This window comes from Streptomyces sp. NPDC037410 (genome assembly GCF_055602235.1).
Window position 1 is genome coordinate 248,682 of record NZ_JBVJWR010000003.1, and the last position, 20,393, is coordinate 269,074.

General features: G+C 71.5%; 21 protein-coding genes and 1 pseudogene. 17 read left to right on the plus strand and 5 right to left on the minus strand.

The window, feature by feature from the left end:
• Positions 1-557: 557 nt before the first annotated feature.
• The 13 genes from ACZ7HT_RS06540 to ACZ7HT_RS06600 are packed head-to-tail and all read left to right on the plus strand — an operon-like array spanning position 558 to position 12,752.
• Positions 558-1,568: an ABC transporter ATP-binding protein gene (locus ACZ7HT_RS06540; RefSeq protein ID WP_471160618.1), complete on the plus strand. Its 1,011-nt coding sequence runs from the start codon at positions 558-560 to the stop codon at positions 1,566-1,568.
• A complete protein-coding gene (locus ACZ7HT_RS06545) occupies positions 1,565-2,329 on the plus strand; it encodes an MlaE family ABC transporter permease (protein ID WP_471160620.1) in 765 nt (254 codons plus the stop codon). The genes ACZ7HT_RS06540 and ACZ7HT_RS06545 overlap by 4 nt, the downstream gene beginning before the upstream one ends.
• Positions 2,330-2,334: 5 nt before the next feature.
• Positions 2,335-3,141, plus strand: a complete 807-nt coding sequence (locus ACZ7HT_RS06550; RefSeq protein ID WP_073812955.1) for an MlaE family ABC transporter permease — start codon at positions 2,335-2,337, stop codon at positions 3,139-3,141.
• Between the two features lies 1 nt (position 3,142).
• On the plus strand, positions 3,143-4,396 hold the full coding sequence (locus ACZ7HT_RS06555) for an MCE family protein (RefSeq protein ID WP_471160624.1): 1,254 nt from the start codon (positions 3,143-3,145) through the stop codon (positions 4,394-4,396).
• Positions 4,393-5,448, plus strand: coding sequence for an MCE family protein (locus tag ACZ7HT_RS06560; protein ID WP_471160626.1), 1,056 nt, complete (start codon positions 4,393-4,395; stop codon positions 5,446-5,448). The genes ACZ7HT_RS06555 and ACZ7HT_RS06560 overlap by 4 nt, the downstream gene beginning before the upstream one ends.
• Positions 5,445-6,494 (plus strand): MCE family protein, encoded by a 1,050-nt coding sequence (locus ACZ7HT_RS06565; RefSeq protein ID WP_471160628.1) that lies wholly within the window; start codon positions 5,445-5,447, stop codon positions 6,492-6,494. The genes ACZ7HT_RS06560 and ACZ7HT_RS06565 overlap by 4 nt, the downstream gene beginning before the upstream one ends.
• Positions 6,491-7,516 (plus strand): MCE family protein, encoded by a 1,026-nt coding sequence (locus ACZ7HT_RS06570; RefSeq protein WP_471160630.1) that lies wholly within the window; start codon positions 6,491-6,493, stop codon positions 7,514-7,516. Before ACZ7HT_RS06565 ends, ACZ7HT_RS06570 begins: the two co-directional genes overlap by 4 nt.
• Entirely contained in the window at positions 7,513-8,766 is a 1,254-nt protein-coding gene (locus ACZ7HT_RS06575; protein ID WP_471160633.1) for an MCE family protein, read from the plus strand. Before ACZ7HT_RS06570 ends, ACZ7HT_RS06575 begins: the two co-directional genes overlap by 4 nt.
• A complete protein-coding gene (locus tag ACZ7HT_RS06580) occupies positions 8,763-10,040 on the plus strand; it encodes an MCE family protein (RefSeq protein WP_471160636.1) in 1,278 nt (425 codons plus the stop codon). The genes ACZ7HT_RS06575 and ACZ7HT_RS06580 overlap by 4 nt, the downstream gene beginning before the upstream one ends.
• Positions 10,037-10,570 carry a hypothetical protein gene (locus ACZ7HT_RS06585; RefSeq protein WP_471160638.1) on the plus strand — a complete coding sequence of 178 codons (534 nt, stop codon included), beginning with the start codon at positions 10,037-10,039 and terminating at the stop codon, positions 10,568-10,570. The genes ACZ7HT_RS06580 and ACZ7HT_RS06585 overlap by 4 nt, the downstream gene beginning before the upstream one ends.
• The gene (locus tag ACZ7HT_RS06590; protein ID WP_471160641.1) at positions 10,567-11,376 is read left to right on the plus strand and encodes a hypothetical protein; all 810 of its coding nucleotides are present in this window, start codon (positions 10,567-10,569) and stop codon (positions 11,374-11,376) included. Before ACZ7HT_RS06585 ends, ACZ7HT_RS06590 begins: the two co-directional genes overlap by 4 nt.
• Positions 11,377-11,378: 2 nt before the next feature.
• Positions 11,379-11,921 (plus strand): hypothetical protein, encoded by a 543-nt coding sequence (locus ACZ7HT_RS06595; protein WP_471160644.1) that lies wholly within the window; start codon positions 11,379-11,381, stop codon positions 11,919-11,921.
• 51 nt (positions 11,922-11,972) lie between these two features.
• Positions 11,973-12,752, plus strand: a complete 780-nt coding sequence (locus ACZ7HT_RS06600; protein ID WP_471160646.1) for a hypothetical protein — start codon at positions 11,973-11,975, stop codon at positions 12,750-12,752.
• A gap of 9 nt (positions 12,753-12,761) precedes the next feature.
• On the opposite strand, the gene ACZ7HT_RS06605 is transcribed toward ACZ7HT_RS06600, so the two are convergent.
• On the minus strand, positions 12,762-13,481 hold the full coding sequence (locus ACZ7HT_RS06605; protein WP_471160649.1) for a TetR/AcrR family transcriptional regulator: 720 nt from the start codon (positions 13,479-13,481) through the stop codon (positions 12,762-12,764).
• A 120-nt stretch (positions 13,482-13,601) separates the two neighbouring features.
• On the opposite strand from ACZ7HT_RS06605, the gene ACZ7HT_RS06610 reads away from it, so the two are divergent.
• Complete coding sequence (locus ACZ7HT_RS06610) at positions 13,602-14,825, plus strand: saccharopine dehydrogenase family protein (protein ID WP_471160652.1); 1,224 nt, start codon at positions 13,602-13,604, stop codon at positions 14,823-14,825.
• A gap of 3 nt (positions 14,826-14,828) precedes the next feature.
• Here ACZ7HT_RS06610 and ACZ7HT_RS06615 read toward each other — a convergent pair whose 3' ends face one another.
• Positions 14,829-15,155: a cupin gene (locus tag ACZ7HT_RS06615; RefSeq protein ID WP_471160654.1), complete on the minus strand. Its 327-nt coding sequence runs from the start codon at positions 15,153-15,155 to the stop codon at positions 14,829-14,831.
• On the opposite strand from ACZ7HT_RS06615, the pseudogene ACZ7HT_RS06620 reads away from it, so the two are divergent.
• Positions 15,131-15,361: pseudogene (locus ACZ7HT_RS06620) on the plus strand (TetR/AcrR family transcriptional regulator); the annotation flags it as partial. The gene ACZ7HT_RS06615 and the pseudogene ACZ7HT_RS06620 overlap by 25 nt on opposite strands.
• Before the next feature lie 242 nt (positions 15,362-15,603).
• Positions 15,604-16,698, plus strand: a complete 1,095-nt coding sequence (locus tag ACZ7HT_RS06625; protein ID WP_471160657.1) for a hypothetical protein — start codon at positions 15,604-15,606, stop codon at positions 16,696-16,698.
• A 52-nt stretch (positions 16,699-16,750) separates the two neighbouring features.
• Here ACZ7HT_RS06625 and ACZ7HT_RS06630 read toward each other — a convergent pair whose 3' ends face one another.
• A complete protein-coding gene (locus ACZ7HT_RS06630) occupies positions 16,751-17,494 on the minus strand; it encodes a GNAT family N-acetyltransferase (protein ID WP_471160660.1) in 744 nt (247 codons plus the stop codon).
• Positions 17,494-18,363: a class I SAM-dependent methyltransferase gene (locus ACZ7HT_RS06635; protein WP_471160663.1), complete on the minus strand. Its 870-nt coding sequence runs from the start codon at positions 18,361-18,363 to the stop codon at positions 17,494-17,496. Before ACZ7HT_RS06635 ends, ACZ7HT_RS06630 begins: the two co-directional genes overlap by 1 nt.
• 186 nt (positions 18,364-18,549) lie before the next feature.
• Here ACZ7HT_RS06635 and ACZ7HT_RS06640 point away from each other — a divergent pair, with 186 nt between their 5' ends.
• The gene (locus ACZ7HT_RS06640) at positions 18,550-20,010 is read left to right on the plus strand and encodes a N,N-dimethylformamidase beta subunit family domain-containing protein (RefSeq protein ID WP_471160665.1); all 1,461 of its coding nucleotides are present in this window, start codon (positions 18,550-18,552) and stop codon (positions 20,008-20,010) included.
• Here the strand turns inward: ACZ7HT_RS06640 and ACZ7HT_RS06645 are convergent.
• The coding region (locus ACZ7HT_RS06645) for an HAD family hydrolase (protein WP_471160668.1) at positions 19,967-20,393 on the minus strand (427 nt) is incomplete at its 5' end. The two genes, ACZ7HT_RS06640 and ACZ7HT_RS06645, sit on opposite strands and share 44 nt — an antisense overlap.

A 20,393-nucleotide genomic window follows, 5' to 3' on the forward strand; every position in this document is an offset into this window, starting at 1 on the left:
GGCCCCGCATTTCTCGGCCGCGAAACCAGACGTTACTTGCGGGAAACTTAGCTGAACAATGGCGCAGTCCAAGATTCTTTGAAGAGCTTGAATTGCCTGTCAAGTGGGTGAGCGGTGGCGTGAATCCCCTTGGTTCCGGGGTGCGTAATGTCGACATTTATGATCGATCAGACAAGGCGGGGAGGCGGATTCTCGCTCACTGGCCGGTCGGGGGTCCGGTGGCTCCACCCTGCTGCTCTGGCCGGTGACAGATCGGTGGGCTGAATTGTCTCTCGGCTGATAAAAACCCCGGCGCTTGATTTCAGCCCGCGAAAACTCCGGATCCGGTATTGCCGTGAGAGGTTACTCGGCCGTAACGTTCCCCGAGCCGACGCTCGGCCGCAGGTCGGCGCCGCACTCTGTCTCCGCGGAGACAAGAACCGAACCCGACTTTGTCTGCACGGTGACAAACGCCTGAGCGGATCAAGGGTTTTGCGCCACACCTATTGTCCGGGTGATCGTCCCCGGTTTAACGTGCGCCCGCAGCGCACGCCCGACGCACGCTTGCTGGAGGTGGGATGGGAATCGAAGTAGTCGTTGAGGGTCTGACCATGTCCTTCGGCAAGCAGAACATCTGGCAGGACGTCTCGCTGACCCTGCCGGCCGGAGAGGTCAGCGTCATGCTCGGCCCTTCCGGCACCGGGAAGACCGTCTTCCTGAAATCGCTCATCGGGCTCCTCAAGCCGCAGCAGGGCCGTGTCCTCATCAACGGGGTCGACATGGTCAGCAGCCCCGAACGGGACATCTACGAGACCCGGAAGCTCTTCGGCCTCATGTTCCAGGACGGCGCCCTCTTCGGCTCCATGAGCCTCTTCGACAACATCGCCTTCCCGCTGCGCGAGCACACCCGCAAACGGGAGTCCGAGATCCGGCGCATCGTCATGGAGCGCATCGAACTCGTCGGTCTCCTCGGCGCGGAGGACAAGCTGCCCGGCGAGATCAGCGGCGGCATGCGCAAACGCGCCGGACTGGCCAGGGCGCTCGTCCTCGACCCGCAGATCGTGCTGTGCGACGAACCGGACTCCGGACTCGACCCCGTCCGCACCGCCTACCTCTCCCAGCTCCTCATCGACCTCAACGCGCGGATCGACGCGACGATGCTGATCGTCACCCACAACCTCGACATCGCCGCCACCGTCCCCGACAACATGGGGATGTTCTTCCGCCGCAGGCTCGTCACCTTCGGCCCCCGCGAGGTCCTCCTCACCAGCGAGGAACCGGTCGTGACCCAGTTCCTCGCCGGCCGCCGCGAAGGCCCCATCGGCATGTCCGAGGAGAAGGACGCCGCCCTGCTCGCCGCCGAGGCGGCCGGCCCCGCCGCCCACCCGACGGCGCCCCGCGTCATCGTCCCGCAGCTGGAACCCTCGCCCGGCCTCCCGCCCCGCGCGGCCGTCACCCGGCGGCGCGAGCGCGTCCTCGGCATGCTCGACCAGCTCCCGCCCGCCGCCCGCGCCGCCATCCGCGACACCTACGCGCACACCGCCGCGGCGCCCACCCTCACCCTGCCGGCCCTCGGGAGCGGCTCGTGATCACCGGCGCGCTGCGGCAGACCGGCCGCCTCTTCGCCCTCGCCGCCGAGGTGAGCCGGGCCGTCTTCCGGCGGCCCTTCCAACTCCGGGAGTTCGTCGAGCAGTTCTGGTTCGTCGCCAGCGTCACCATCCTGCCCGCCGCGCTCGTCTCCATCCCCTTCGGCGCCGTCATCGCCCTCCAGGTCGGCTCACTCACCCAGCAGCTGGGAGCCCAGTCGTTCACCGGCGGCGCCAGCGTCCTCGCCGTCATCCAGCAGGCCAGCCCCCTCATCGTGGCCCTCCTGATCGCCGGCGCCGGCGGCTCCGCCATCTGCGCCGACCTCGGCTCCCGCAAGATCCGGGAGGAGCTCGACGCGATGGAGGTCATGGGCGTCTCGCCCGTCCAGCGGCTCGTCGTCCCCCGCGTCCTCGCCACCATGGCGGTCGCCGTGCTCCTCAACGGCATGGTCTCCGTCGTCGGCACCCTGGGCGGCTACTTCTTCAACATCGTCCTCCAGGGCGGCACCCCCGGCGCGTACCTCTCCAGCTTCTCCGCCCTCGCCCAGCTCCCCGACCTCTACATCAGCGAACTCAAGGCCCTGATCTTCGGGTTCATCGCCGGGATCGTCGCCGCCTACCGCGGGCTCAACCCCCGCGGCGGACCCAAGGGCGTCGGCGACGCCGTCAACCAGTCCGTCGTCATCACCTTCATGCTGCTGTTCTTCGTGAACATGGTGCTCACGGGCATCTACCTGCAGATCGTCCCGCCGAAGGGAGGCTGAGACCGATGGCCTCCCCGTTCGTCTGGCTCGACCGGTCCGGTGACCAGCTCCTGTTCTACGTACGAGCCCTGCTCTGGATCCCGCGCACGCTGCGCCGCTACCTCAGGGAGGTGCAACGGCTGCTCGCCGAGGTCGCCTTCGGCTCCGGCGGCCTCGGCGTCATCGGCGGCACCATCGGCGTCATGATCGCGATGACGCTGTTCACCGGAACCGTCGTCGGCCTCCAGGGCTACGCGGCCCTCGAACAGATCGGCACAGCCGCCTTCACCGGCTTCGTGTCCGCCTACTTCAACACCCGCGAGATCGCCCCGCTCGTCGCCGGACTCGCCCTCTCCGCGACCGTCGGCGCCGGCTTCACCGCCCAGCTCGGCGCCATGCGCATCAACGAAGAGGTCGACGCCCTCGAAGGCATGGGCATCCGCTCCATGCCGTACCTGGTCACCACCCGCATCATCGCGGGCGTCGTCGCCATCGTCCCGCTCTACGCGGTCGGCCTGCTCTCCTCCTACCTGGCCTCCCGCTACGTCACGGTCCTCTTCAACGGCCAGTCCCAGGGCACGTACGACCACTACTTCAACCTCTTCCTGTCACCGACGGACGTCCTCCTCTCGGTGCTCAAAGTGCTGATCTTCAGCGTGATGGTGATCATCGCCCACTGCTACTACGGCTTCCGCGCCTCCGGCGGCCCCGCCGGCGTCGGCATCGCCGTCGGCCGCTCCGTCCGCAACGCCATCGTCCTGATCAGCGTCACCGACTTCTTCCTGTCGCTGGCCCTCTGGGGCGCGACCACGACCGTGAAGGTGGCGGGGTGAGATGAGCGACTCACGTGCCGAGACCCTGCGCCGCCGGTTCGCCGGCGTCGTCTTCCTGCTCGTCCCCGTCCTGCTCGCCTCGCTGGCGGTCGCCGTCTACGACAAGGACTTCACCGCATCCGACCCGATCACCGTCGAGACCGGCAGCGTCGGCAACGAGATGCACCTCGGCGCCGAGGTGAAACTGCGCGGCGTCGTCATCGGAGAGGTCCGCGCCATCGACGCCATCGACGGCGGAGCCCGCCTCACCCTCGCCCTGCGGCCCGGCACCCTCCGCCACGTCCCCTCCGACGTCCGCGCGCAGATGCTCCCCACGACCCTCTTCGGCGAACGGTTCGTGGCCCTCGTACCGCCCGCGAACGCCTCCTCGCGGCCGCTCGGACCCGGAGACGTCATCCCGGAGGACCGGTCGAGCAACGCCGTGGAACTCCAGCAGGTCCTCGACAACGTCCTCCCGCTGCTCACCGCCGTCCAGCCGCAGAAACTCTCGGCGACCCTGTCCGCCGTCTCCCGCGCCCTGGAGGGACGCGGCGACAAGCTCGGCGAGACCCTCGCCCGGCTCGACGCCCACCTCCGCGAGTTCAACCCCCATCTGCCCGCCCTCACCCGCGACCTGAAAGAGCTCGTGAAGGTCAGCCACCTCTACGCGGACGCGGCCCCGGACATCGTCACGGCGCTCACCGACTTCACCACCACCAGCGGCACCCTCGCCGAGAAGGAGGGCGAGTTGGCCGGCACCTTCGGCGCCACCACCCGCACGGCCCAGGACGTGACCGCCTTCCTGCGGCAGAACAGGAACAACATCATCCGGCTCAGCGCCACCAGTCGGCCCACCCTGAACCTGCTCGCCGAGTACTCCCCGTCCTTCCCCTGCACCCTGCGCGCCCTCGCCCAGTTCGTGCCCGCGATGAACAAGGCCCTCGGCAAGGGCACGAACCAGCCCGGACTGCACGTCGAGGTGACCACCGTCCCCTCCCGCGGCGCCTACGTCCCCGGCCGCGACACCCCCTCGTACGGCTCCGGCGGCGGCCCGCACTGCTACCCCGTGCCCTACCTCGGCATCCCGGCCGCACCCGCCACACAGGCGTCGGCCGCCGCCGACCAGCAGCTCGGGCCCGCCAACTCCCCGCAGGAGAACGACCTCGTCAACGAACTGCTCGCGCCCGCGGCCGGGAAGCGGCCCGGCGACCTGCCGGACTGGAGCAGCCTGCTCGCCGGCCCGGCGTTCCGCGGCGCGGAGGTGACCCTCCGATGACGACGCGCCCCGCCCACACACGACGACGCGGCCTGACCGGGACCGTCCTGAAGTCCCTCGCGTTCGTCCTGGTCACCGCCCTCGCCACCACCGTCCTCGGCTTCAGCATCGCCAACACCGGCGTCGGCTCCGCCACGCGCTCCTACAAGGCGCTGTTCACCGACGTCACCGGGCTCGTCACGGGCGACTCCGTGCGCATCGCCGGAGTCAAGGTGGGCGAGGTGACCGACGTACGCGTCGTCGAACGGCGCACCGCCCAGGTCACCTTCACCGTCCGCGAGGACCGCTCCCTGCCCCGGTCGGCCACCGCCGCCGTGAAGTACCTCAACATGGTCGGGCAGCGGTACGTCTCCCTCGGCCAGGGCACCGGCGACCTCAGCGGCACCCTGGGCGCCGGAGACACCATCCCGCTCGACCGCACCACCCCCGCGCTCGACCTGACCCTGCTGTTCAACGGATTCAAGCCGCTGTTCGAGGGACTCTCACCCGCCGACGTCAACGACCTCGCGGGCTCCCTCGTGCAGGTCCTCCAGGGCGAGAGCGGCACCGTCGACAGCCTCCTGCGGCACATCGGCTCCCTCACCAGGACCGTCGCCGCCAAGGACAAGGTCATCGGCGAGGTCGTCACCCACCTCAACACCGTCCTGAGCACCCTCAACAACCGCGAGGCCGCCTTCGGGGACCTCGTCGTCACCCTCCAGAAGCTCGTCACCGGCTTCAACACCGACCGCAAACCCCTCGGCGAGGCGGTCAAGGCCATCGGCGACCTCACGACGACGACCGCCGGACTCCTCCAGGAGGGCCGCGCCCCCCTCAAGAAGGACATCCGCGAACTCGGCCGCCTCTCGGGCACCCTCGGCGACCACACCCCCGCCATCGAGGCCTTCCTCGCGAACACCCCCGGCAAGATGTCGGCCCTCGCCCGCCTCTCCTCGTACGGATCGTGGTTCAACCTCTACCTCTGCGAGGCGCGCGTGAGCGGCGTGGGAACGTCCGACGGCTCCAAGCCGCCCACCGGCATCGCCGTGACCGAGACGAGGTGCCGCGGATGAGCCCGCGCGGCCGGATCAAGCCGGTCAAGGAGCGCAACCCCGTCGCCGTCGCCGTCGTCGGCCTGATCGTCCTGGCCCTCCTGGCCGCTCTCGCGTACAACGTGGAACGGCTCCCGCTCGTCGGCGGCGAGACCGCCTACAGCGCCGACTTCACCGAGGCCGCCGGACTCGACGCCGGCGACGAGGTCCGCATCGCCGGGGTCAAGGTCGGCAAGGTCACCGAGGTCGCCCTCGACGGGCCCAGGGTCAAGGTGACCTTCGAGGTCGGCGACGCCTGGATCGGCGACCGGTCCACCGCCGCCATCGCCATCAAGACCCTCCTCGGCGAGAAGTACCTGGCGCTCGACCCGCTGGGCTCCGCACCCCAGGACCCCGGCACCCGCATCCCGCGGTCCCGCACCACATCCCCGTACGACGTGACGCAGGCCTTCCAGGACCTCAGCGGCACCGTCGACGCCATCGACACCGAGAAGCTCGCCGAGAGCTTCGAGACGATCTCCGCCACCTTCAAGAACTCGCCCCCGCACGTACGCCACGCCGCCACCGGCCTGTCCGAGCTGTCGAAGTCCGTCTCCAAGCGCGACACCGAGCTCGCCCGGCTCCTGGAGAACAGCAAGAAGTTCACCAAGACCCTCCAGGACAAGAAGTCCAGCTTCGAGATCCTCCTGGAGGACGGCGGCTCGCTCCTCGGCGAGCTCAGGAAGCGCCGCGACGCGATCCGCGCCCTGCTCAAGGGAAGCCGGGACCTCGGCACCGAGCTCAGCGGCGTCGTCGGCGACAACGACAAGCAGCTCGGCCCCACCCTCAAGGCCCTCAGCCGTGTCACCGGCGTCCTGGAGAAGAACAGCGGCCGGCTCGACAAGACGCTCGCGCTCCTCGGCCCGTACTACCGGCTCGTCGGCAACACCCTCGGCAGCGGCCGCTGGTTCGACGCCTACCTGTGCGGCGTGGTGCCCCGCACCTATCTGCCCGAGGCCTCGCAGCCCAAGACCGGATGCCTCCCGCCGAAACAGACGGCGACGGCCCAGGGGAGCGGTGAACGATGACCAAGCCCAGAAAGCCCCTCGTCGCCGGGCTCGCCCTCGCGGTGCTCGCGGCCTGTGGCCTCGTCGCCGTCCGCGTCCTCGACGACGACGGCCTCCGCGTCACCGCCTGGTTCGACCGGGCCGTCGGCATCTACGCCGGATCCGACCTGCGCGTCCTCGGCGTCCGGGTGGGCGAGGTGGCGTCCGTGGAGCCGCAGGGCACCCGCGTACGCGTCGAACTCCGCCTCGACGAAGGCGTACGCGTCCCCGCCGACGTACGTGCCCTCGTCGTCGCCCCGAGCATCGTCGCCGACCGGTACGTCCAGCTCACCCCCGCCTACAGCAGCGGCCCCACGCTCGGCGACGGCGCCCAGCTGCCCGCCTCCCGCAACCGCACCCCCGTCGAGATCGACCAGCTCTACGACTCGATCACCGAACTGAGCAAGGCGCTCGGCCCCGGCGGCGCCAACTCCGCCGGAGCCCTCTCCGCACTCCTGGACACCGGCGCGAAGAACCTCAAGGGCAACGGCACGGCCATCGGCACCTCCATCGAACAGTTCGGCAAGGCCGCCAAGACCCTCGACGGCAGCAGCGAGAACCTCTTCGCCACCCTCGGCCAGCTCCAGACCTTCACCACCATGCTCAAGAACAAGGACGGAGACGTCCGCACCGCACAGGAACGCCTGGACGAGGTCGTCGGCTACTTCGCCGAGAACAAGGACGACCTCGCCGGCGCCCTCAAGGAACTCGGCAAGGCCCTCGTCCAGGTCAAGACCTTCATCAAGGACAACCGCGGCGAGCTGAAGAAGAACGTCGACCGGCTCGTGCCCCTCACCCAGACCCTCGTCGACCAGCGGGCCTCCCTCGCGGAGGCGCTCGACGTCGCCCCGCTCGCCGCCGGCAACGTCGTCAACGCGTACAACAAGAACACCCGCACCCTCGACGGCCGCGCCGACCTCAACGAGATCAGCATGGGCGGACCGCTGCTGCCCCTGCCGGTCACCGGAGCCTCGTCGGCGAGCCCCGGAGAGGGGGAGCGATGACCACCCTGCCCTCCCGCAAGGCCCTCGGCGCCGGAGCCGTCGGAGCGGTCGCCCTCGGCCTCGGTATCGCCGTCGTCCTCGGCGCCGTCCCCGCGAACCCCCTCCGCTTCGACGGCATCGAGGACCTCCCGCTGCCCGGCGGCGCCGACCTCGGCTCCCACCCCTACACGGTCACCGCCGAACTCGACGACGTCCTCAGCCTCGTGCCGCAGTCCGCGGTCAAGGTCAACGACGTCGCCGTCGGCCGTGTCACCGCCATCGAGCTGGGCGGCACGGGCACCGGCACCAGCACCTGGACCGCCCGCGTCACCCTGAAGATCAACGGCGACGTCCGGCTCCCCGCCGACGCCGGCGCCCGTCTCGAACAGTCCAGCCTCCTGGGCGAGAAGTACATCCAGCTCGTCGCCCCCCGGAAGGACAACGGCGGACGCCTCACCGACGGCAGCGTCATCCCCCTCGCGCGCACCAACCGCAACACGGAGGTCGAGGAGGTGTTCGGCGCGCTGTCCCTGCTGCTCAACGGCGGCGGCGTCAACCAGCTCAAGACCATCACCCGGGAACTCAACGCGGCGCTCGGCGGCCGCGAACCCGAGGTCCGCTCGATGCTCACCCGCGTGAACACCCTGGTCACCAACCTGGACGCGCACCGCGGCGACATCACCCGCGCCCTCGACGGACTCAACCGGCTCTCCGCCACCCTCGCCGACCGCAAGAAGGACGTCGACACCGTCCTCACCGGCCTCTCGCCCGGCCTGAAGACCCTGGAGAACCAGCGGGGCTCCCTGCTGACCATGCTCCGCGCCCTCGACACCCTCTCCGGAGTCGCCGTCAGCACCATCGACGCGAGCAAGAAGGACATGGTCGCCGACCTCAAGGCCCTCGCCCCCACCCTGACGGCCCTCGCCGACGCCGGGGCCGACCTGCCCGCATCCCTGCAGGTGCTCCTCACGTATCCGTTCACCGACGAGGTCATGCGCGGCATCAAGGGCGACTACCTCAACACCTATCTGCACCTCGCGGCCACCCCGGGGACCGAGGTCATCCCGCCCCTCATCCCCAGGACCGACCCCACCCCTACCCCGTCCCCGCCGAACCCGGACCCGGACCCCGACCCGGATCCGGAACCGCAGCCGGACCCGGCCTCGCGCGGCGGAGCCGGAACGAACCGCGACACCCAGAGCCGGCGGTCGGCGCTGCCGCTGCCCCCGGTCACCACGAGCACCCCCACGGACGGAGGCGACAAGCGGTGATCACCCGCACCGTACGGCTGAAGAACCTCGCGTTCCTCGTCATCGCCGTCCTCGTCCTCGGCTTCGTCGGCGTCCGCTACGCCGACCTCGGCCGCTACGCCGGAGTCGCCGACCACTACACCGTCCGCGTCCACCTCGCCCGTACGGGAGGCCTGTTCACCCACTCCGACGTCACCTACCGCGGCGTCTCCGTCGGCCGCGTCGGTGCCATCGACCTCACCGCCGACGGAGTCGTCGCCGAACTCCGCATCAAGAACTCGGCGCCCTCGATCCCCGCCGACGCGCGCGCCGTCGTCGCCGGACTCTCCGCCGTCGGCGAGCAGTACATCGACCTGCGCCCCGAGAGCGACGGCGGTCCCTACCTCGCCGACGGCTCCCGCATCGAACAGGCCGACACCGAGGTGCCCGCACCCGTCACCGACGTCCTCGCGAGCATCGACGACCTCAGCCGCTCCGTACCCCTCGACTCCCTGCGCACGGTCGTCGACGAACTCGGCAAGACCTTCGAGGGACACGGCGACGACCTCCAGGTCCTCCTCGACAACGGCAGCCGATTCGTCCAGGCCGCCGACCGCTCCCTGCCGGCCACCACCCGGCTCATCGACGACGGCGAGGTCGTCCTGCGCACCCAGGCCGACGAGAGCCGCGCCATCCGCGACTTCGCCACCGGCGCCCGCGACCTCGCCGCCACCCTCAAGGGCTCAGACGCCGACCTGCGCCGCCTCCTCGCCGTCACACCCGATGCGACCGGTCAGGTCAGCGGCCTCCTGCGCGACCTCGACCCGAGCCTCGGCGTCGTCCTCGCCAACCTCCTCACCACCTCCGAGATCGCCGTCACCCGGCAGCGCGGCACCGAGGAACTCCTCGTGAGGTTCCCCGCCGCCGTCTCGGCGGGAGCCACCACCGTCGACGGAGGACACGTGAACTTCGGCATGGCCGTCACCTTCTTCAAACCACTGCCCTGCACCTCCGGATACGGCGCCACGCGCTACCGCAACGGCCTCGACCTGGGGACCGCGCCCGCCCTCAACACCGGCGCCTCCTGCACCGCCCCTGCCTCCACCGGCGTCAACGTGCGCGGCTCCGCCCACGCCCCCACGAGCGGCGCCGTGCCCACCCCGGCCCGGCCCGGCTCCCTGCCCTCCGGCACCGCGCGCACCACGACCACGGGCACGCAGACCGCCCTGCCCGGCGCGCTCGCCCTGCCCGGCCAGACCGGCGGCCCGACGGACATGGCCGGACTCCTCGGCCTCGGCACGGGGAGTACGCGATGAGGCGGTCCAAAGCCCTGAGCACCGGCGCCCTCGTCGTCGCCCTCGGCTTCTGCGGCACCGGAGCCTGGACCTACGCCCAGGCCCGCACCGACGAGGAGCTCGCCTTCGGCCGGGAACGCGACAACGCGCTCGCCGAGGGCCGCAGCCGCCTCACCGTCCTCAACACGCTCGACGCCTCGACCCGCGAACGCGCCGAAGCGGGCATCCGGGCCTGGCGCGACGCGTCCACGGGCCCTCTCAGCACCGAACTCGGCCGCACCGAGCCCACGGTGGGCGCCTCGGCCCGCGCCACGGTCACCGAGGCGGCGCTCACGGCGCTCGACGCGAGGGCCGGTACGGCGAAACTCATCGCGACCGTACGCGTCGACGTCACCCCACGCGGAGCCGCCACCGCGACCACCGACCGCAAACGCCTGGAGGCCGTCCTGACCCGCACGGACGAGAACACGTGGAGGGTCGCGGCACTGAGCGCGGTCCCGGTCGCGGGGGCGGAGCAGGGCGAGACGGGCAAGGAGGGCGGGGACGAGTGACGCGACTGCTGCGCAAGGCGAAGGGCGGAGACGCCGGGCCGGCCGGGGGAGAGACACCGGAGGCCGCCGCGGACGACCGGCCGGAGGCGGAGGGTCCCACGGAGGCGGAGACCGTGGATGCGGACGCGGCGCAGCCCGCGAAGCCGGTCGGGGCGGAGACCACGGACTCGGGGGCGACCCAGGCCGCGGAGCCGGGCGCGGCGGCGCCCACCGCCGCGGAGACCCCGGATCCGGGCCCGAAGCCGGCGACGGACCCGGACGACCAGGACCCCGGCAGGGCCCCCAAACGCCGTTCCGCCGTCCCCCGGCGCAAGTGGCGCAAGGCCGCCCTCGTCGGCGTCCTCACCGGCCTCCTCCTCGGCGGGAGCTGGTTCTTCCACGCCGCCCACCAGCTCCGTTCGACCCCGGCGGCGCGCAACCACGCGCTCACCGACACCGCGACGACCGACCGCGTCAGCGGCGACGTGGCCGAAGGCCTCGCCCGGGTCTTCTCCTACACGCCCGCCGACACCGACGCCGCGGAGCGGTCCTCCCGCACCGTGCTCGCCGGGCGCGCCGCCCGCCAGTACGGCGACCTGCTCGCCCAGGTCCGTACGAAGCTGGTCGGGCAGCGCATCACCCTCTCCACCCAGGCCGTCCGCACCGGGGTCGTCGAACTCGACGGGGACAGCGCGCGCCTGCTCGTGTTCCTCGACCAGACCTCGCGCCGCGACAAGGGCGCCGCAACCTCCGCCGCCGCGCAGCTCACCGTCACCGCGAAGTACCAGGGCGACCGGTGGCTGATCGTCGACATCAAGGCCCGCTGACGATGCGCGGGAGACGGGAGAACCCCATGACGCACCGGCCGGCACTGGCCGTGGCCCTCGTGCTCACCCTGGTCGCGGGCGGCTTCGCGGCCTGGGAGGGCCGGAGCTGGTACGCGGCGGCGCACGACGACTCCGCGGCGTACGCCGCACAGCGCGACCGGGTGCTCGCGGCGGGGGAGCAGGCCGTGCAGAACCTCAACACGCTCGACCACCGGCGCGTCGACCAGGGTCTCGACCTCTGGGAGACCTCGACGACCGGCGAACTGCACCAGCAACTCGTCGACGGCCGCGAGGAGTTCACCAGCCAGGTGAAGACGGCGAAGACGGTGACCACGGCCCGGGTGCTGTCCGGCGCCGTCACCGAACTCGACGACCGGGCGGGGCGGGCCCGACTGCTCGTCGCGCTGCGCGTCACCGTCACGACGCCCGACAGCAAGAGCACGGAGAAGGACAGCCGCATGCTCGGCGAACTCACCCGCGCCGACGGCCAGTGGAAGCTCAGCGGTCTGGGGCAGGCCGCCGTGGGCGGCACGGCGACCGGCTGACCGGACCGTCCCCCTACGCGAGAGCCGCAAGGACCCGAAAGGACACGCACGATGCCGACGCCCCGTCACCACCTCAACCGCCAGCGCCGCCGCCAGGCCCTCGCCGACCAGACGGCCGTCGCGTCCAGGGCCCCTGCGCCGGTCGGCCTCCTGACCGAGCCCGACTCGGGTCCCCGGCGGCGACCGGCGGCGAAGCCCGTACGAGAAACGACGGGAGCGCCGAGGGAGGAAGCCGTCCCGGCGGCGCAGGACGAGTCCCCGGCCTCGAAGGGCGGGGCGCGCCGCCTCGCCCCGCTGGTGGTCCTCTGTGTCCTGACCCTCCTCCTCGGAGGCTTCGCGGGGTGGGCGCACAGCAGGGCCGGAGCACTGCGGGACGACCCCGCGCGCGGCAACACGGCCCTCACCGACCTCGCCCGAACCAGCGAGATCAAGGGCCAGACCGCCACGGCCGTCGCCGCGCTCTTCTCGTACGACCACGCCGACACGGCTCCCTTCGAACGCGCCGCGAAGACCCTCCTCACCGGCAAGGCCGTGGCCCGGCACCGGACGCTGTTCGCCGGGGTGCTCGCCCAGGCGGCCCAGCAGAAGACCGTGATCACCACGACGGTCACCGACAGCGCCGTCGAACGGATCGACGGTGACCGGGCCCGGGTCCTCGTCTACGCCGACCAGAGCAGCGTGAGCACCGCCGGTACCGGCAAGGCAGGCACGGGGAAGCAGAAGCCGAAGGCACAGGACCAAGGCGTCTACGCGGGCGCCATGTTCGCCCTGGACGTCGTGCGCCGCGACGGCCACTGGCTCGTGGAGGACATCGACACCTTCGGCCGCTGATTCCGCCGGCTACTCCTGGGACCTGGGCTTCGTCGCGCGCAGCCGGGCCTCCGCCCTGCCCAGGAGCGTGTCCAGGAGGACGGGATAGGCGCTGTGGTTCATCCGGTCCGCGAGCAGGTGCGCGGTGGCGGCGATGTGGGGATGGGTCTCGGCGGGCAGCCGGGCGTAGGTGGAGGTCCACATCTCCTCGTCCGCCTCCCTGACCTCGTCCTTGACCGCCAGGGCCCCCGCGTCCAGAGCGGCGAAGGCCAGGGCCAGGTCGATGAAGGCGTGGTACACACCCACGGCGTCCGCGTCGTCGAAGCCGGCGCCGCGCAGAATGCCGAGGATCGTCTCGTCCACCGCGATCTCCCGGGGGCGGCCGGTGACGCGGCTGGCGGTCAGCACGGCCGCCTGGGGGTGGGCCAGGTAGGAGGCGTGGATGGCCAGCCCCAGCGCGCGCAGATCGGCGCACCACCGACCGGTGGCCGTCCAGCCGTCCAGGGCCCGCCCCATCAGTTCTTCGCCGATGGCCCGGGTCAGCCCGTCCAGGCCGGAGAAGTACCGGTACACGGTGCTCGGGTCGGCGCCGAGCGCGGCACCCAGCCGGCGGGCGGTCAGTCCGGCGATCCCGTGTTCGCGCAGCATCCGCAGCGCCGTCCCCACGATGAGCTGCTCCGACAGGACGGTGCCTTGCCGGGTCGGCCGCCGTCTGCGTCGTTCCGCCTCCGGAACCACCTTCTTCGGCATCGCGCCACCGCCTCGTCGCTCCTTATGCCAACGCCGTAGACCTTAACCGCTGGGGGCGTGTTCCATCGAGACGTCCCCGGGCGTTCGCCCGGAGACGGACTCGACGAATGGGTGTGTGACATGCGTGTACTTCTCGTGGGTGCGGGCGGCGTCGGAACCGCCGTCACCCGTATCGCGGCCCGCCGTGACTTCCTGACCCACATGGTCGTCGCCGACTACGACCCCGCTCGTGCGGAGGCCGCCGTCGCCGCCCTCGACGACCGGGAGGGCCGGTTCAGCGCGCGCCGCCTGGACGCCTCCGACGAGGCCGCGGTCCGTGCCCTCCTCGTCGAGGAGAACTGCGACGTGCTGCTGAACGCGACCGACCCCAGGTTCGTGATGCCGCTCTTCGGCGCGGCACTCGCCGCGGGCGCGCACTACGTCGACATGGCGATGTCGCTGTCCGTGCCACACCCGACCGCCCCCTACGAACAGTGCGGGGTCAAGCTCGGTGACGAGCAGTTCGCCCTGGCCGGGGCCTGGGAGAAGGCCGGCCGGCTCGCGCTCGTCGGCATGGGCGTCGAGCCGGGCCTGTCGGACGTCTTCGCCCGCTACGCGGCCGATGAACTCTTCGACGAGATCGAGGAGATCGGGGTCCGCGACGGCGCGAACCTCACCGTCGAGGGGTACGACTTCGCCCCCTCCTTCAGCATCTGGACCACCATCGAGGAGTGCCTCAACCCGCCCGTCGTCTACGAGAAGGACCGCGGCTGGTTCACCACGGCACCCTTCAGCGAGCCGGAGGTCTTCGACTTCCCCGAGGGCATCGGCCCGGTGGAATGCGTGAACGTCGAGCACGAGGAGGTCCTGCTGATGCCCCGCTGGGTGGACGCGCGCCGGGTGACGTTCAAGTACGGCCTCGGCGACGACTTCATCGCGAAGCTGAAGACCCTCCGCGACCTGGGGCTCGACTCCACGGCGAAGGTCACCGTCCCCGGCGAGCACGGGCCGGTCCAGGTCTCCCCGCGCGACGTGGTCGCCGCCTGCCTGCCCGACCCCGCCACCCTGGGCGACCGCATGAAGGGCAAGACCTGCGCGGGCACCTGGGTCAAGGGGGTGAAGGACGGAAAGGCGCGCGAGGTGTATCTCCACCACGTCGTCGACAACGAGTGGACGATGCGCGAGTACGGATCCCAGGCCGTGGTCTGGCAGACCGCCCTCAACCCGGTGATCGCCCTGGAGCTCATCGCCGGCGGTGAGTGGAAGGCGAGCGGCGTCCTCGGCCCCGAGGCACTGCCGCCCCGCCCGTTCCTCGACCTGCTCGGCGCGTACGGATCGCCGTGGGGTCTCCGCGAGGAGCGCTGATCGTCACCGCGGCGTCCTGGCCGTGCGCTTTTCGAGGCGGGTGCCGGAGCGAAGGGTGATCGACATCAGGTCACCGGGGGCGTCCAGTTCCAGGCGGTGCCAGCGGCCGCGGGGGACGATCACGGCGGTACCCGCCGGCAACCGCACCATGTCCTCGGCGTCGCCGGGTGTGTCGGGACGGAAGCAGACGCGGACACCGCCGGTCGGGCAGCACACCGCTTCCTCGGCCTCCGGGGGCATCTCCCCGTGGCCGGCGTGCACGTCCGCGTCGGTCTCCAGGTGGAACGTGGCGATCTGCCAGGCGCCTCGACGACTACGCCGCACGGACACTGCGCCGCCCCGAACTCCCCGCCCGCCCTCGCGAGCGGGTCGTCGTCGCCGCGATCCACGAGGCGCTCGCCGCCTGCGCCTGGATCGTGGAGGTGCTGACCGCCGACGACCTGGTGTCCACGACCGCGCTGTGGTTCGTCGAGCAGATCGTCGACGGCCTCGTCGCATGCGGCCTCTCCACCGACCGGGCCGTTCACGATGACCGCCGAGGACACCTACCTGGGCGGGCTCCGGGCCCTGGCGGACGGCCTTCTCGCCACCCGCTGACGACGATGTGGGCCCGGAGTCCGCGCTCCTCGAAGCGGGCGTCATCCGGCACCGCGACGCGGCCGACGGACCGTCACGCACGGGGCGCCGATCCGGCCAAACTCCCGTCACCACAGGGCCCGTTCGGGACGGCAGTGCGACGATGGCCCGCGGCAAGACCTGTCGAGGAGCGGAGTGCAGCGTGACCGATCGACACGTGAGTTCGGCCGTGATGACCCACCCCGTCCGTCTCGGTCAGGCGCAGGAGCTCGTCGAACGGCTCCGGCTCGACCGGCTGGCCCTCGACCCCGACCCGGACGGCCCGCCCTCCGCTCTCCGCACCGCACTCGTCGCCTGGTCGGCCGCGGCGCCGGGGGCCGGCCACCACCTCGTCGTCCAGGACGACGTCGACGCCCCCGCCGAGCTCCTGGAGATCGTCGCGCGGGCAGCCGACCGCTTCCCCGACGAGGCCCTGGTCTTCTACACCAACTGGCACGCCCGCAACGGCGCCGCCGCCCGCCTCGCCGCCCTCGCCGGCGCCTCCTGGGTGCGGGCCGTCCCCGACGAGTTCACGCCCTCCCTGGCCGTCTGCCTGCCGACCGCGACCGCCGCCGCCTTCCGCGCCTTCGCCCGCGACAGCGAGGAACGCCACGACGACGAGCTGTTCACCGTCTTCTTCCGTGGCCGCGGCCGGATGAGCCTCCTCGCCGTACCGAACATCGTCGAGCACATCGGCACCAGCAGCATCAACGGGCACGCCGCCCAGGGCATCCGCCTCGCCGTGTGTCCCACCCCGGCCGCCGACGCCGCGACCCTCCTCGCCGGGGGCCGCGTCCTGGAGGAGCCGGGCTGGGTCCCGTACATGCGGTACGGCGAGGGCTACATCCGGCTCGTCGGCCAGGAGAACGGCCCCGACGGCGGACGCGGCCACCACCGGTGGACCGAGGCCCTGCCGGCGACCGGACTCACGGAGGCGACGGTCCGTGCCGCCAGGGAAGCGCACCTGCCGGAACGGCTCACGGAAGAAGTGGCCCGCACCTTCGGAAGGCCCTTCGCCGAGGAGCTGTGGACCCACTGCCTGCTCCTCGGCCGGCAGGCCGCCCACGCGGCCCGCCGCCTCGGCCCCGCTGCCGACGTGCCCGCCGACGCCCTCGACCGGATGCGGCACTCCGCCGTCGCCACCGCGGGGCCCGCCGGACTTCCGCCCGAGCGCCGCCCGGAGGCGGGACCGGACGAGGTCCGCGCGATGACGGCCCTGGCCTGGAGCGCCGTCCGGGCGGGTGAACGACTCGGATGACCAGGGCCTGTCCGCCGGATCGCGGCCCCGGCCGTGATCCGCCGGACCGGCCCTAGGCCCGGTGGGTGATCCACACCCCCGGCTCCCAGTACGCGCCGCGGTCCCGTTCCCGGTCCACCAGGAGCGGGGCGAGGCCGCCCGGGAACACGTACTCCCCGTCCTCCGGGAAGGCGAGACCCGTCCACTCCTGCCACTCGGCGACCGTCCCGGTGATCCGTGAGGAGTACGCGGAAGCCGCCGCGATCGTGCCGCCCGCGCCCACCTGCGTCCGGATCCACGGGTCGAACGGGGTCCCGTCGTCCCGGATCCAGGCCGCGTACTGCTCGATCGGCACCAGCGGATACCGCTCCTTCCAGGTGGGCCGCACCGGCACCAGCACCGTCCCGAGCGCGGCGCGCCGGGCCGTGTCCGCCATCGCGTCGAGCAGCACCTTCGACAGGCCACGCCCCTGGTGGTCCGCGGCCACCTCGATCCCGAGCGCGCACAGCGCCCCCGGGGTCCGTCCGGCGTCGCGGTCCGCGAAGGCCCGGGCGATCGTGTCGTCCAGGCCCGGGCCCAGGTCCTCCGCCGTGCCGTCCCACGTGCGGGGCAGCGAGCGGCCCGCGCCCGCGATCACGTCGAGCTCGTCGTCGTACAGGACGAACTGGAACTCCGGGAAGTCCGTGAACAGCCGGTCCCAGTAGTCGCCGTTGATGTCGCCGTGCAGGTTGTACTCGGGCACCACGCCGGCGAACCGCTCCGGGATGCGGTCCCACAGCTCGGGCCGCTCGCTGTGCCGGACCAGGATCAGCGCCATCAGTCCTCCCCGGCCCGCTCGGGCACCTCGACGTCCCAGACGACGACGATCGGCAGACCGTCCCAGGCGGCCCGGGCCGCGTCCCCGATGGCCTCCTCGTAACCGCCGGGCGCGAGACGCCCGTTGAACAGCGGCTCGTGGCAGGCGCGCACCCGCAGCCCCGCCGCCGCGAAGGCCTCCAGGTAGTGGCTGAGCAGATGGACGTGGTTGCGGACGAAGGCGAGTTCCTCGGCGTCGCGAACAAAGAGACACTGCCCCTGGAGGGTGATCACGAACGGGTGCATGTCCGTGACCACGATCCGCCCGCCCGGCCGCACCACGCGCGCCAGCTCCGCGACGGCCTGGGTGACGTCGTGCAGGTGCGTCATCGCGAGCGAGCAGACGGCGAGGTCGACGGAGTCGTCGTCGAGCGGCAGCTTCTCCAGGTGCCCGACGCGGAGATCGGCCTGCGGGGAGTGCGCCCGGGCCTTGTCCAGCATGTGCGGTGACTGGTCCACGCCGATGACCCGGTGGCCGCGCGAGATGAGCGTCCGGGTCTGCCGCCCGGTGCCGCAGGCCGCGTCGAGGGCGATGCCCGGCGCGAGGCCGTCGAGGATCTTCCCGACGACCGGTTCCTCCACCTCGATGTACGAGCTGGGCAGCGAGTCGTACACCGCCGACCAGGCCGCGTACCCCTCCGCCGCGTCGAGTTCGCTGACGGTGGCGCCACCGTCCGGCAGCTTCTCCTCGACGGGCTCCGCGGACGCGAAGCGGCGGATGTCCTCCACCCGCTCGCGGAGGAAGGTCTCGTCGCCGTCCACGGCGTTGCGCAGCAGCGCGAGCCCCTGGATTCCCAGCACCAGTTCCCGTACGCGGAATTCACCGCTCATGCGAGCCCCTCACCGATCGGTGGACGATCACGTCATCACTGTCGGATTCCGCACTACCCCGCCCGGCGTGCCGGAATACGACATCACGTCCGCGTGGCCGAAAAGCGGGTCCGAATGGCCGATTAGAGGCACCGTTGTCGCGCGTGTGCACGGCTGCCTAGCATGACCGTCGTGATCGAAGGATATATGGGACGAGAAAGCGTCACCCTCGGCGGGGAGATGACCCTGCACATCTCCACCGACGCCCCCCGATTCCGCCTCCGCTTCTACCGGCTCGGCGACACCCTCGCCTTCGTCGGAGAATCCGGGGAATTCCCGGGAGGGATGCATCCGGCCCCCGACCACCCCGACGGATTACCCGGGCGTGCCTCGCCCGCCGACGACTGGGAATGGCCGCCGCTCACCCTTCCCGTACCCGAGGACTGGAACCAGGGAATCCACCTCGTGGAATTCGTCGAGTGCGGGGCGCCGGGCGGGAGCGGAAACCCGGCGGTCCTCGACCCGGGGTACCTCGAAGGGCACGCACGGGAGTTCTTCGTCGTCCGTCCCCGTGTTCCCGGCAGCCGCTCCCGCATCCTCTACAAGAAGTCCACCTTCACCCGGCACGCCTACAACCGCTCCGACCGGCCCGGACTCGAACGGGCCGTCAGCCTCTACGACCACCCCGTCCACCGGCCCGGCGGGGCCGGCGAACCCCGAGGTCACAAGGTCAGCCTCCACCGACCCGGCGGAGTGATCGACCTCGCCTACTGGGACGCCCCTTTCATCGGCTGGCTGGAGCGCCACGGCTACCCCGTCGAGTACGCCACCGATCTCGACCTGCACGAGGACCCCGGCCTCCTCGCCTCCTACGACCTCCTCCTGAGCGTCGGCCACGACGAATACTGGAGCGAGCGGATGCGCGCGCACGCGGAGGCCTTCGTCCGCGACGGCGGGAACATCGCGTTCCTCAGCGCGAACACCTGCTGGTGGCGGATCCACCCGACCGACGGGAACACCGCGTTCGTCTCCGACACCGACCACCACGTCGGCGAGGAATACCCGCACCTGCCCGCCACCGACCAATGGTGGACCCCTTCCCCCGACGGCGTAGGGAATCCCGAGAACTCCCTCACCGGCGTGAGTTTCCGCAACGGGGGAATGTGGGCCGCCGCAGACTGGCCGGGCGACCGTCCCCGTTCCGGATACACCGTGCAGCACACCGGCCACTGGATCTACGAAGGCACCGGATTACGCGACGGAAGCGACGGAGGAAACCCCGACCGGCTCGGCGCGGACACGTCCCTGATCGGATACGAGGTCGACGGCGCCGCCTACGCCTACGACGACGCCGGATTCGCCCGCGCCACCGGCGAGGACGGAACCCCGGAATCCTTCCTCATCCTCGGAATTCACGTCCTCGAACCGGTGCACGACGACTTCCACCACTTCAAGTGGGGCCATTGGAACACCGTCGTCCGCGAGGAGACCATCACCAGCCCCCACGCCGCCACCATGGGCCTCTACACGGCACCGGGCCCCACCGGCGGCACCGTCTTCACGGCCGGCACCACCGACTGGCCCGTGGTCTGCGGTCACGAACAGGACCCGGCCGTCGTCCGCGTCACCCGCAACCTCCTCGACCGGCTGCGCCACCGCCTTCGATGAGCTCCCGCAGCCCGGCGATCCGCGCCGCCCCCTCGGGAAGGGGCGGCGCGATCCCGTCCACCGCCCGGTCCGGCCGCCACAGATGCACCGCCCGCATCCCCGCCGCCAGCGGACCGAGCACATCGGGCACCCACATGTCCCCGACGAACAGCACCCTGTCCGCCGGCAGACCGCACCGGTCGAGCACCGCCCGGTAGATCAGCGGATGCGGCTTGCGGGCCCCCGCACGCGCGGAACCCACCACCACGTCGACCGCGTCGCCGAGGGCCCCCTCTGTGAAGGGGTCCTCCAAGTCCCAGAAACAGTTGGAGGACACACCCACAAGAAGCCCACGCCCGCGCAGGGCCGTCAAAAGATCCCCTACGTCACCAAACAAGGCGAGA